The organism is Pseudoalteromonas aquimarina (assembly GCF_049257255.1).
Lineage (GTDB): Bacteria > Pseudomonadota > Gammaproteobacteria > Enterobacterales > Alteromonadaceae > Pseudoalteromonas.
On record NZ_JBMMUG010000002.1, the window covers coordinates 597,109 to 610,144 of the forward strand.

At 42.6% G+C, this 13,036-nt stretch carries 10 protein-coding genes, 5 tRNA genes and 1 riboswitch; of the genes, 2 read left to right on the forward strand and 13 right to left on the reverse strand.

Annotated elements, in window-relative coordinates; all coding sequences use genetic code 11:
* Positions 1–159: 159 nt before the first annotated feature.
* The 5 genes from AAEU29_RS07700 to orn all read right to left on the reverse strand — a co-directional run bounded on the left by AAEU29_RS07700 (position 160) and on the right by orn (position 1,364).
* Positions 160–235, reverse strand: a tRNA-Gly gene (locus tag AAEU29_RS07700).
* 25 nt (positions 236–260) lie between these two features.
* A tRNA-Gly gene (locus tag AAEU29_RS07705) sits at positions 261–336 on the reverse strand.
* Between the two features lie 25 nt (positions 337–361).
* Positions 362–437 (reverse strand) — tRNA-Gly (locus AAEU29_RS07710).
* A gap of 54 nt (positions 438–491) precedes the next feature.
* Positions 492–567: transfer RNA gene (locus tag AAEU29_RS07715), tRNA-Gly, on the reverse strand.
* A gap of 251 nt (positions 568–818) precedes the next feature.
* Positions 819–1,364: an oligoribonuclease gene (gene orn / locus AAEU29_RS07720; protein ID WP_421972765.1), complete on the reverse strand. Its 546-nt coding sequence runs from the start codon at positions 1,362–1,364 to the stop codon at positions 819–821.
* A 111-nt stretch (positions 1,365–1,475) separates the two neighbouring features.
* Here orn and rsgA point away from each other — a divergent pair, with 111 nt between their 5' ends.
* Positions 1,476–2,531 (forward strand): small ribosomal subunit biogenesis GTPase RsgA, encoded by a 1,056-nt coding sequence (gene rsgA, locus AAEU29_RS07725; RefSeq protein ID WP_421972766.1) that lies wholly within the window; start codon positions 1,476–1,478, stop codon positions 2,529–2,531.
* Positions 2,532–2,585: 54 nt separating this feature from the next.
* Positions 2,586–3,491 carry an archaetidylserine decarboxylase gene (gene asd, locus AAEU29_RS07730; protein WP_421972767.1) on the forward strand — a complete coding sequence of 302 codons (906 nt, stop codon included), beginning with the start codon at positions 2,586–2,588 and terminating at the stop codon, positions 3,489–3,491.
* Positions 3,492–3,530: 39 nt separating this feature from the next.
* On the opposite strand, the gene AAEU29_RS07735 is transcribed toward asd, so the two are convergent.
* The 8 genes from AAEU29_RS07735 to AAEU29_RS07770 form a co-directional block, all read right to left on the reverse strand.
* Positions 3,531–5,732 carry a M14 family zinc carboxypeptidase gene (locus tag AAEU29_RS07735; RefSeq protein WP_421972768.1) on the reverse strand — a complete coding sequence of 734 codons (2,202 nt, stop codon included), beginning with the start codon at positions 5,730–5,732 and terminating at the stop codon, positions 3,531–3,533.
* 131 nt (positions 5,733–5,863) lie between these two features.
* Entirely contained in the window at positions 5,864–6,616 is a 753-nt protein-coding gene (locus tag AAEU29_RS07740; RefSeq protein ID WP_421972769.1) for a HesA/MoeB/ThiF family protein, read from the reverse strand.
* A 2-nt stretch (positions 6,617–6,618) separates the two neighbouring features.
* Entirely contained in the window at positions 6,619–8,133 is a 1,515-nt protein-coding gene (gene thiE, locus AAEU29_RS07745) for a thiamine phosphate synthase (protein ID WP_421972770.1), read from the reverse strand.
* 36 nt (positions 8,134–8,169) lie between these two features.
* A complete protein-coding gene (locus tag AAEU29_RS07750) occupies positions 8,170–8,955 on the reverse strand; it encodes a thiazole synthase (RefSeq protein WP_138634693.1) in 786 nt (261 codons plus the stop codon).
* The gene (gene thiS / locus AAEU29_RS07755; RefSeq protein WP_138634690.1) at positions 8,955–9,152 is read right to left on the reverse strand and encodes a sulfur carrier protein ThiS; all 198 of its coding nucleotides are present in this window, start codon (positions 9,150–9,152) and stop codon (positions 8,955–8,957) included. The genes AAEU29_RS07750 and thiS overlap by 1 nt, the downstream gene beginning before the upstream one ends.
* 9 nt (positions 9,153–9,161) lie before the next feature.
* Positions 9,162–10,163 carry an FAD-dependent oxidoreductase gene (locus AAEU29_RS07760; protein ID WP_421972771.1) on the reverse strand — a complete coding sequence of 334 codons (1,002 nt, stop codon included), beginning with the start codon at positions 10,161–10,163 and terminating at the stop codon, positions 9,162–9,164.
* A gap of 75 nt (positions 10,164–10,238) precedes the next feature.
* Positions 10,239–12,197 carry a phosphomethylpyrimidine synthase ThiC gene (gene thiC / locus AAEU29_RS07765; RefSeq protein WP_421972772.1) on the reverse strand — a complete coding sequence of 653 codons (1,959 nt, stop codon included), beginning with the start codon at positions 12,195–12,197 and terminating at the stop codon, positions 10,239–10,241.
* 143 nt (positions 12,198–12,340) lie between these two features.
* Positions 12,341–12,457: riboswitch (TPP riboswitch) on the reverse strand.
* Positions 12,458–12,548: 91 nt separating this feature from the next.
* Positions 12,549–12,623, reverse strand: a tRNA-Arg gene (locus AAEU29_RS07770).
* Between the last annotated feature and the right edge of the window lie 413 nt (positions 12,624–13,036).

Here is a 13,036-nt window from a genome sequence, read left to right on the forward strand (position 1 = left end):
AATAAAGTTAGAACTTTTGGTGCTGAAGTTTAGCTCTTAGCAATTAACTTATCTGAATTCACTTGAAGAAGAATTGGAGCGAGTAACGTGGTTTGAACTCTTGATATTAAAAGTTCGACCTTGGCATAACCAAGTACCGATTAACACTTTTTGAAAATTTGGAGCGAGTAACGAGGTTCGAACTCGTGACCTCAACCTTGGCAAGGTTGCGCTCTACCAGCTGAGCTATACTCGCGTCACGATATGCATTTTTGAATGATTGGAGCGAGTAACGAGGTTCGAACTCGTGACCTCGACCTTGGCAAGGTCGCGCTCTACCAGCTGAGCTATACTCGCATCACATAATGCATTTTTGAATGATTGGAGCGAGTAACGAGGTTCGAACTCGTGACCTCGACCTTGGCAAGGTCGCGCTCTACCAGCTGAGCTATACTCGCATCATCATGCAGATATAAGATTAAAACGTTCTGGTTGCATTAATCTATTGTATTTGGAGCGAGTAACGAGGTTCGAACTCGTGACCTCAACCTTGGCAAGGTTGCGCTCTACCAGCTGAGCTATACTCGCATTCCAATCAACCGTTTTTTAACTTGGTATAAGCACAACCTAAGTTGCGATTATTACCTCGAGCAGCTGAGCTATACTCGCATTCCAATCAGCCGTTTTTTAACCTGGTATAAGCACAACCTAAGTTGCGGTTATTACCTCGAGCAGCTGAACTATACTCGCATACCAAATGCTTAAAGTCTTTTATCGTCTAAGCGGGGCGTGATTTTACATAAAGAATTTAGCTTTGCAAGCAGCAAAGCTAAAATTTTTTAAATTTTGAAGATATTTTGGCGATAAACACGTAATTCAGCGATTGATTCACGAATATCATCAAGCGCTAAGTGTGTGCCTTGCTTTTTAACAAGGTTAAGCATGTCTGGCGACCAACGTCTAACTAGCTCTTTAATTGAGCTAACGTCAATGTTGCGATAGTGGAAGTAATCTTCCAATTCACGCATATACACATTTAAAAAACGTCTGTCTTGGCCAATTGAGTTACCGCACATAGGTGAAACACCTTTTGGTACCCACTGCTCTAAAAAGGAAATGGTTTCACGAATTGCCATTTCTTCGGTGTGCTTACTTTTACGAACACGCTCAGTTAACCCTGAACTGCCATGTTGATTAGTACACCATTCATCCATACCGGCCAATACTTCGTCCGATTGATGGACAGCAATCACAGGACCTTCAGCTAACACATTAAGCTCAGAGTCTGTTACTACCGTAGCAATTTCTAAGATGCGATCTTGGCTTGGCTCTAATCCAGTCATTTCCAAATCAAGCCAAATTAAATTAGATTCATGAAAAGCCATAACTACCTAGCGGTGCTTTCCTTTCGATTTAATGAATTTGGATATATCATATTATGCTTCTTCAATAGATAAAACGCTTTTTTTAAGTGTTATTTAAGTTATAGGCTAAAAGTGGCAAAACGGAAAAAACTCAGTAAAGGTCAATCTCGTAGAATTAGTGCCAATCATCAAAAACGTTTGAAGCAAGCAAAAGGCAATCCGCAGGCTGATGAACAAACATGGCAATCCGATAATCTTGGCCCGCAACAAGCTGCGCGCGTTATAAGCCGTTTTGGTCAGCATGCCGATGTAGAAACCGCTGATGGCGATATTCTTCGCTGTAATATTCGTCGAACAATTAAAAGCCTTGTGTGTGGCGATAATGTTGTTTTTCGCCGCGCAAAAGTTAGCGAAGGTGATTTAGCTGGCGTAATTGAACTTGTTGAAGAGCGCACCAGCCAACTTACGCGCCCTGATTTTTACGACGGTGTAAAAGTAGTTGCCGCCAATATAGACCAAATACTTATGGTTTCAGCCGTTTTACCCGAATTTACACCCAACATTATCGACCGCTATTTAGTCGCCTGTGAAGATATGGGCATCGAACCTATTTTAGTGCTTAACAAAGTCGATTTACTTGATGATGAAGGTATTGAATACCTTGATGAAGTTCTCGATATTTATCGCGATATTGGCTACCAAGTGTATTTCATCAGTAATAAAACCGGTCAAGGCGTAGCTGAACTGAAAGCACTATTAAAAGATAAAAGTAGCATTTTTGTCGGCCAATCGGGTGTTGGTAAATCAACCCTAGTAAATAGTCTATTACCGGACGCCAATATTTTAACCCAAGAAGTTTCTGAAGTTTCTGGTTTAGGTCAGCACACCACGACCGTTTCTACACTTCACCATTTACCATCTGGCGGTGATCTTATTGACTCTCCAGGAATTCGTGAATTTGGCTTGTGGCATTTAGAAAATGACCGCGTAACTTGGTGCTTTAAAGAGTTTCGCGAGTTTATTGGTGGCTGTAAATTTAGAGATTGTAAACACCTTGACGATCCAGGCTGTATTATTCGCGATGCGGTAGATGAAGGAAAAATCAGCGAATTACGCTTTGATAGCTACCACCGCATTTTAGAATCAATGGAAGATGGCCGTGCGGGTGCGCGCAATCCAAGAGTATAGAGTCATTCAACAACTTGATGTAAAATACGAAAAATTTTTTAGGGATACATCCACGTGAGTTTAGATAAATTCAAAATTGGCGCGCAGTACGCCATGCCAAAACACCTTATATCTCGCTTAGTTGGCAAGTTAGCAGCAGCACAAGCTGGCAAGCTTACCACCAGCTTAATCAAAGGTTTTATTAAGCAATATGGCATTGATATGAGCGAAGCAAAATATGAAGATCCTGCTCACTACAAAACCTTCAACGAGTTTTTCACTCGTCCATTAAAAGAAGGTTTACGCCCAATTGCTGAAGATAAAGACATTATTGCTCACCCAGTAGATGGTAAAATTTCTCAGCTTGGCGATATTGTTGATGACCGCTTAATTCAAGCTAAAGGTCATGACTTTAGCTTACAAGAATTATTGGGTGGCGATGAAAATGTAGCTGCACCGTTTCAAGGCGGTAAATTTGCGACTATTTACCTAGCGCCAAAAGACTATCACCGTATTCATATGCCAATTGGCGGTAAGCTACGCAAAATGGTGTATGTACCGGGTGACTTATTCTCAGTTAACCCACTCACCGCTGAAAATGTACCAAACTTGTTTGCACGCAATGAGCGTGTAGTTGCAATTTTTGATACTGAAATTGGCCCACTTGCCATGGTATTAGTGGGTGCAACAATCGTTGCTAGCATCGAAACAATTTGGGCTGGCACCGTAACACCACCAGCAGGTAAAGACGTATTTACATGGGATTACCCAGATAACGGTCATAACCAGTTAATTTTAAATAAAGGTGACGAAATGGGCCGCTTTAAATTAGGTTCTACCGTTATTCTTGCATGGGGTTCAGAAGTAGCTGATTTCCTTGATAGTGAAGTTGCAGGTACAGTAACGCGCATGGGTACGCCTTTCGCTAAAATCAAAAATAAAGAACAGAGCGAACAAGCTGAAGCGCTTTCTGAAGACTAATCAGTTTTAAAATGAAAAAGGGAGCAACAGCTCCCTTTTTTAATGTTTTACTCGTGCTCTTCTTATAAATGCACCTAAAGTGAGAACAAGCAAGCCAAACAATGAGTTACTTCCAGAAGAGTCCTTTTTAACATCATCGATTACTTCCGGCAATGGAACTGGATCTGGTTCTGCTTCAACCTTTAAATCTAACTCATAACGCGCTTCTTGCTCATGTTCATCAGTGACAACTAGCTCAACTTTATAGCTGCCAGCCTGTGAAAATGTATGTGTAAATAATTCGCCATTTGCTGATGAATCTTCAACTTTCCAAGCGTATGTTAAAGTCTCACTATCAACATCTGTACTACCCGATGCATCAAACTCACACGCTAAATAGTTACACAGGTGTGAAACAACCGCTTCTGGTGCAAATAATTCTGTCACACCAAAGTCCATTGCTAAGCTATTTGAAACACCAATAGAATTAGTCACAACAAGGCTTGCAGAATAACTGCCAAGTGCAGGCAACACTTGTGTCGCGCTCTCCCCTTCAAGCACATCACCTGTGGAAAGTTGCCATTTGTAGTCAAAACCACTCTCAGCATTTTCCACATTAAATTGGCATTTAGCACCGCTACAATTAATATTGCCAGCGACGCTTGGTGGGTTAGTGTCTATGCTGTGGGCGGTGATAGTCCCCCAATAACCTTCACTGTCTTGTGCTTGTATATACACGGTCGCTTTTTTATTAATTAACTCATTATCACTGACCGTAATCTCAAACTGCTCTGTAGTGCTATTTGCATTGCCATCACTAAACGTCGCAATTTGCGCATTGTTCTCTGAGACTAAATTGTTAATTGCATATCTTACTTTAGTTATTGTATGCGTCGGCCAAGAGCTACTGTCTTTAAAACGTGTATCTGTAGCATTAGCTTTTAGCACAATTTGCCCATCGCCATTCAGCGCTAGATTGATATCTGTAACATCAGGTCCCTGAGAAAGTTGATAAGGGGCTTTTGTAACCTTAGCGGCATATAGCAATGCCTTTAAGTTACTTGGCTTAATTAACGCATTGTAGTGGCTACACGATTGGAAAAAAGCAGTGCCTAACTCAAATGTGATATGCGCAATACCAAGTTCACCATAAGCCAAATTATCTGAGGTACCATCTGTCGGATATAACCCCACCGATTGCATAGGAGTGTAGTTATTGAAATAAGCTAACTTGCGCCCTAATGATTCTAGCCCTTTGGCATTTGGCGCTGCATCGTAGCTGCCACCCCAAGGCCATAAAATCAGTTTGCTGTAGCTGTGAATATCTAAATATAGCCCTTGAGTGTTTTCTGGCGCCGCATCACTAACGTTTGGTCCGCGTTGATCTGGGAAAATACTGCGAACATAATTTTCAACCGCGGCCACTTCTGGCTCTGAACCTGGCGCATCACCACGATATGTTGCAGCACAGGCATCCCCGCTTGAGCCGCCATCGACTGTGCCCCAGCCAAAACTAAAGTTGCGGTTTAAATCAACGCCAACACTTGACTCTACGCAGTGATTTTCATTGACATTTTTACGCTGAGAAACACCTGTTTCCGCGATTTTCCGGCCATCAGGGTTTGTTTGAAAGAGAATATGAATTTGCTGTGTTTCTAAAATCCAGTTGATATCAGCATTGGTTTCACGCTCTGCTAATAACTGTTTGGCAAAATCTAATGTCAGCGCGGCTGTTGCTAATTCGCGCGCATGCATAGCGCTTTGAATAAATAAAGTTGGCGGGTTAACTAAATCTTTTTTACCGATTTTTAAAACTTTTAAATCGTAGCCTTCGCCTTTATTTTGCTTTTGCCATGAATCACCAATATCCACAAGTTCGGTATATTCAGGGTGAGCGGCAACTAAGTCGTCTACTTGCTGAAAAGTTTCTTCTACCGTTGCGTAGCAGCTAAAACCGGGTATTCCTGTGCTGTTGCTAGTCAGCTTATCAAAAATATTTTGTTGCTTAGTTAAAAATTGCTTTGCCAGATTATCAGCTGGTTGCAAGGTTGCACCAAAGCGCTTTAATAAAGATTGCTCTTCTTTGCTAAGCGTAAACAAGACGCCATTTGGACGATCGCCAATTAAGTTATGGTGCAAACTTATTTTTGCTTTATTTTCAATGTCCGTATTTGGAAAAGTGACTAAAAAATGTTGTGATTGCTGCGCATGCGCATTTGCCGCACAAAGCATTGCAGCAGAAATTAATAATGGTCTTAGCATGTTCCCTCCCATAAGTATCAAACTAAAATACCTAATTTAGGTAAAAACACAAACACCATAACGTTGGAAAATGTAAATGAAAGGTAGTTTTACGTAGAGTTGTATCGCTTTTATCTAGATACTAATTTAGCCTAACGGTTGTTGCACACTGTACAGGTTTGTGACGTTGCAAACGAAAAAGCGCTTTGCTTAAAACTTCTTGCGTCAAATTGTAAAAACTGCGGTAAGTTATCCTCACCCAACAGTAAAAGTATTGCGGCAATAGCCTGCTGTGCGCCAATTACACCTAGCAGTGGGCTGATAACCCCTAAGGTATCGCAGTTCTGTGCAATACTTACACCTTGGTTGGCAAACAAGCATTCATAGCAAGGTACAGTTTTATTTCTGTTATCGACAATACACAATTGCCCCTGCCAGCCCATTGCAGCCCCCGAAACAAGCGGTTTAGTAAACTGTTTAGCAAGGCGATTAATTAAGTAACGTGTTTTAAAGTTATCACTGCAATCAAGTACTAAATCACAATCTTCGATAAGCGCCTTGGCATTTTGCTCATCCAATTTTTCTGAGATTGTTGATAGTGATATTTGATTATTCAGCGCTTGCAGCGTTTTGCCCGCGGCTTTACTTTTACTTTGCCCTATATGGCTCACTTTATAGAGAATCTGCCGCTGCAAGTTAGACAGCTCAACCTCATCATGGTCGACCAACGTTAGCTGTCCAATACCTGATGCTGCCAGATAGAACGCTGCAGGTGAACCAAGGCCACCCAAACCAATAATTAATACGCGTGCCGCTTTTAATTTAAGTTGCGCATTCTCATCAATTTCTGGCAACAGTAACTGGCGAGAATAACGAATTAATTCTTGGTTTGATAACGATGACATGATTACTTTAATACACTCTCAAGCTCAACAATCGCCGCTTCAGGATCAGCAGCTTCTGTAATTGCACGCACAACAGCAATACTGCCAACGCCAGTTTTTGCAACCTCTTCAGCACGGGCTAAGTCTATGCCACCAATTGCCACTACAGGGTAATCATGCATTAGTGGTACAAAGTGTTTTAACTTTTCAAGCCCTTGAATTTGCCCTGTCATATCTTTGGTAGTGGTTGGATAAATTGCACCAAAGGCTAAATAGCTTGGGCGATAATTATGAGCACGCAGCATTTCATAAAAACCATGGGTAGATACGCCCAAGCGAATACCTGCTTGTTTAATTTCAGCTAAATTAGCGACCGAAATATCTTCTTGGCCAAGGTGAATACCATAAGCACCGTGCTTTATCGCTAATTGCCAGTAGTCATTGATAAATAAGCGCGCATCGTATTTTTTACCAAGGGTAATCGCGGTTGCGATTTTTTCTTCAAGATCAGCATCGCTACTATCTTTAATACGCAGCTGAATGGTTTTAATACCCGCTTTCAAGCAGCGCTCAATCCAATCAACAGAATCAACCACGGGGTAAATGCCTAAGTTACGCGTTTCTATTTTGGTAAAATCACGGGCGCTTACTTGCTCAGCGTCTAACGCCAAATCTAGTTCCTGACCAAGCCATGAATCTGCTTCAATCACTTCTGGGTAATCATTGATATCGTGGGGGAATCCACAATGCGCTACAGGGCCAATGCCTTGACCAAAACGCTCTGCATGTTTTAAGCCTTGATTAATATAAGCTTTAGCAAGGATAAAGGCATCTTTTAGCGGATAATCTTTGGCAAGGTTAGCTGCAACACTAGAAGCAAAAGAACACCCTGTACCATGACTGTGCGGTGTGTTAATGGCTTTATTGCCTAACCAATACTCTTCACCTTGATGAGCACCATAATCGATGCAATAGCCTTTAGGATAATCCCAATGGCCGCCTTTTATCAGCACACTTGGTACACCTAATTCATTAAACACTTTCGCGGCATCTTGCACTGCGCTTGGGCCAATTAAATACACACCGGTAAGGATTTGCGTTTCTTGGGTATTAGGCGTGATCACATCTACTTGTGGTAATAAATGGGTTTTAATAGCCGGCAAAATATCTTCTTCAGTTAAACTGTCGCCGCTTGAGGCTACCGCTACTGGGTCGTAAACAACAATTGGCGGCGTTTGCCATGTGGTTTTATAGCGTTTAAGCGTATTAGCAATAAACTCCACTTGCTGTTCGTTGGCAAGCATGCCAATTTTAATCACTTTAGGTTGTACATCTTGCTCAAGAGCATCGAGCTGGGATTCAATCACCTTGATTGCAACGCCATTAATCTCTTCAACGCCCATGCTATTTTGCGCTGTAAGTGCTGTAATTACACTACATGCATGCACACCAAAACTTTGTGCTGCTTTTATGTCAGCTTGAATACCCGCGCCGCCACCAGCGTCAGAGCCAGCAATAGTCCAAATTAAATTACTCATTAGATCCCAATTTTAAACTGATTTATGTTGTGCGATTTACTGCTGATGCCAAAAAGGCATGCCCATTGTCGGGGTTGACGGTTTAGCAACCTCTTTTTCAGGCATTGCTTTGGCCTCATAAGCGATTCTGCCTGCGTCTACTGCAAGTGAAAATGCCTTTGCCATTGCAATTGGGTCGCCCGCTTGTGCTACCGCACTATTTAATAGTACCGCATCATACCCCATTTCCATTGCGGTTGCTGCGTGTGAAGGCAAGCCAAGTCCTGCATCCACAAGTAATGTGGTATTGGGTAAACGCTCACGAATGGTTTTTAACGCATACGGATTTAACAACCCTTTACCAGTACCAATTGGCGCGCCCCACGGCATTAGTACTTCACAACCTAAATCGACTAGTTTTTGGCAAATAACTAAGTCGTCGGTGCAATAAGGTAATACTTCAAAACCGTCATCAATTAGTTGTTTTGTTGCTTCCAATAAACCTATCGGGTCAGGCTGTAAGTTGTACTCATCGCCAATAAGTTCAAGTTTTATCCAATTAGTTTGAAACACTTCGCGGCACATTTTGGCAAGGGTTACGGCTTCTTGCACACTATGGCACCCTGCGGTATTGGGTAATACTTTAAGGCCGGTATCTTTAATTAATTGCCAAAAGTCATTACCAGCTTCAAGAGTACCTTGCCTGCGCAACGATACCGTCACCACCTCTGCACCCGATGCCTTAATTGACTGCTGCATTACTGCAGGAGATGGGTACAAGGCTGAGCCAATAAATAAACGGCTCGACAGCGTTTGGCCATAAATAGTTAGCGGTTTATCCATTAGCCCCCCTGTATTGGCGAGAGAATTTCAATCTGATCGCCATCAGCCAATGTGATGCCTTCGCATTGTTCACGCGGCACAAAGCTTTGATTTACTGCAACCGCGTAGGGTTCACTAGCACCAAGCTGCGATAGCAAAGCAAGCAAGGTCGTATTGCTTTCAACATCGCGCTTTTCGCCATTAATTATTAAATTCATTTTGCACTCTTAGTTAATCTGCTCAAGCGCCATTTCAACCACTTTTGGCGCCAGTAAATAACCATGTCTATACAAGCCATTAATCACAATACGCTTGCCTTGCTTTTCAACCAGTGGACGGTTATCGGGCAGGCTTGGCCTTAGCCCTGCTTGCATTTCAAGTATTTCGGCTTCAGCAAAGCCACTGTGCACTGTGTATGCAGCTGACAACAACTCCATTGCCGAACGCAGCGTCATTGGCTTTGTTGATTGCGATTCAATTTCTGTCGCGCCAATTACAAATTCATGATTTGGCTTTGGCACAATATAGATTGGATAGCGCGGATGCATTAACCGCACAGGGCGATTAAGCGTCACTTCTGGCGCATATAAGCGCACCACTTCACCGCGCACACCGCGAAGGTTTTGAAGCTCAGGTTTAGCGCCTAAACCACGACAATCCAAAATCACATCAAAGTGTTTTTCGTTAATATTGCCTGAAAACGACTCAAAGAAAGTGATTTTGTCTTTTACTTGTTGGTAACTTGCCGCATAAAACGCACGATTATCAAGCTGTCCTTCACATGGTAAGTAAATACCTTGGTGAAAACGCCCTGCAAGAGCTGGCTCCAGCTCGGCAAGCTGCGTACTATTAAGCTGCTTAGCACTTTGCTCTGCCAGCGGCTTTAAGCGATTCGCAAACGACTCTAAGTCACCTTTATCTTGCTGATGTGCAACGACTAAGCTGCCGTGTTGTTGAAAAAACACTGGCTCATCTAACAATTCAAGGGTCGACTGCCACAGTGGTATCGCCTGCAAGCCTAGCTCTGCTAATTCAGCTTCACATAAAACCGATTCAGCCAACGGCGCAAGCATGGCTGCGGCAACAAAACCTGCACTTTGCTCACCGCTAACTTTACCTGACTCAAATACCGATACCTGATGCTGCTGATAAAGCTGCAATGCCGCTAAGCGCCCCGTTAAACCGTAACCTAAAATCGCTATTTTTTTTTGCTGTGAAGTTGCTGTCATAATACGCCCAAGCAGTTAAATAGTTGTCAGAGTTCAGCACGTTAAGCCACTGAATTCTGACTACTTATTGCTGATTTACACTTTCTGATAAATTTCAGAACCAGCCGATTTAAACTCTTCTGATTTCGCTTTCATTTCTGCTTCAACGTCAATCATTTTGATTTCAATTGCATTCGCATCAGAAATATCTACGCCCTGACTTTCTAAGTCTTTCGCGTAATCACGCACTTCTTGGGTGATTTTCATCGAACAGAATTTAGGACCACACATTGAACAAAAATGTGCAACTTTGCCTGACTCTTGTGGAAGGGTTTCATCGTGATACTCAAGCGCGCGCTCAGGGTCTAAACCTAGGTTAAACTGATCGTGCCAACGGAACTCAAAACGCGCTTTAGAAAGGGCGTTATCACGAATTTGCGCGCCTGGATGACCTTTTGCTAAATCCGCTGCATGCGCTGCAATCTTATAAGTAATTAGACCTTCTTTAACATCATCTTTATTCGGTAAGCCTAAATGCTCTTTTGGCGTTACATAACACAGCATTGCTGTGCCGTACCAAGCAATTTGCGCAGCACCAATACCCGATGTGAAGTGATCGTAACCCGGTGCAATATCGGTAGTTAGCGGGCCTAAGGTATAAAACGGCGCTTCATGACAATGCTTAAGCTGCTCGTCCATATTGGCTTTGATCATGTGCATTGGCACGTGACCTGGGCCTTCAATGAATACCTGCACATCGTGTTCCCAAGCAATTTTGGTCAGCTCACCTAAAGTACGTAATTCTGAGAATTGCGCCTCGTCGTTTGCATCAGCCACAGAGCCTGGACGCAGGCCATCACCGAGTGAGAAACACACATCGTATTGCTTTAAAATTTCACAAATATCTTCAAAGTGAGTGTATAAGAAGTTTTCTTTATGGTGTGCTAAACACCATTTCGCCATAATTGAACCACCACGCGATACAATGCCGGTTACACGTTTAGCCGTCATTGGTACATAGCGAAGTAGAACACCTGCGTGAATGGTAAAGTAATCCACCCCTTGCTCTGCTTGTTCAATCAACGTATCACGGAAGATTTCCCAAGTTAGGTCTTCTGCTACACCGTTTACTTTTTCAAGCGCTTGGTAAATTGGCACGGTACCAATTGGTACTGGCGAGTTACGCACAATCCATTCACGTGTTTCGTGAATATAACGGCCTGTCGATAAATCCATTACCGTATCAGCGCCCCAGCGTGTTGACCATACAAGCTTTTCAACTTCTTCTTCAATTGAGCTTGAAACTGACGAGTTACCGATATTTGAATTAACTTTAACCAAGAAATTACGGCCAATAATCATCGGCTCAGACTCTGGGTGGTTAATATTATTTGGTAATACCGCACGGCCGCGTGCAATTTCATCACGGACAAATTCTGGCGTAATAAAATCAGGTAGCTCTGCACCAAACGATTCGCCTTTGTGTTGCTGCGCTAAAATTTCTTCACGAATTTTTTCACGGCCCATATTCTCACGAATCGCAACGTATTCCATTTCTGGTGTGATAATGCCCTGACGCGCATAGTGCATTTGCGTGACGTTTTTACCCGCTTTAGCGCGACGTACTTTTGGTAGGTTTTCAAAACGTAAGTGATCTAACCCTTCATCAGCCATGCGTTGCTGAGTATAGTGTGACGTTACCGACTCAAGCTCTTCAGTATCATCACGGCCTTCAATCCAAGCTTGACGGAATTTTGGTAAACCAACTTCAACATTAAGCTCTGCATTCGGATCGGTATAAGGGCCTGATGTGTCGTAAACACGCACTGGTTCGTTCTTTTCAAAAATTGGGTTTTCTTCTGTACCACCAGCGAAAGTATCACTTAAGGTAATTTCGCGCATACCAACGCGTACGCCCGGATTATTACCTTCCACATAAATTTTCTGTGAATTAGGAAATGGCTGAGTTTTTAGGTTGTATATATAATTAGATGCTGCTTGTCGCGCTTCGCGACGGCTCATTTGATTTGCTGGCTTAGTATTACTTTGTGACATGACGCACCTTTAAATAATTAAATCGAGTGACGGTCTTGCCAAAGTTCGTGATGATTGAAGCGCACACAGCGCCTAGGAGGCAGTTCTTAAAATAATTAAGACAACAGTGAAAAGGTTTTTTGCCAAATGGCAAACAAACGCTTGCCACCAAGCTGCTTGTTTCCTACGTAGATACTAATCTATTCAGGTTCACGGATCCCGCTTATGCGATCTCAGCCTTAGTTTTACTTAAAAAGTAAAAGGCACTCCGACAAGTAACGATTGAATTCTATGCGTTTATTAAAAGCGACGCAATAAAAGATTACGCTGATAAGACCAATGGAGAATTAAGGAAATTGTTTATATAAGAAATGGCGCTCTCGCTAGGGATCGAACCTAGAACTCGGCCTCCGGAGGGCCGCGTGATATCCATTTCACCACGAGAGCTCGGCGACAATAATAATGGCTAAACCTTCGAATTACCAGCTAATGAAAACTCACTTGGCTAATATATCAACAAGATAGTTACAATTAAGTTGTAATTTACTCGCATTTTTTAATAAAAAACGCTTTAATTAAAAGATTCACTTGAAGCATGCCTAGGGTCTGTTGACCTTTGCGGTTCTATTTTTGCTCTCTTTGAGCGTGCTTTTATCGCGGCGTTCGATGTGTGGCCTAGTCATCTAAGCGAATATCGAACAACAACAAGAAAAGTGCGCTCAAAAGAGCCGAGAGGCAGCGCTTGATTGGCTTTTCTACAGCGTTATCGGCTGACTCACATGGAATAACCATGCCACGCAGCCTCTGCCTTGTATAAAAGCCAGTCAAACTGCTGCAAAAACGAACTTTAAAGATCAACA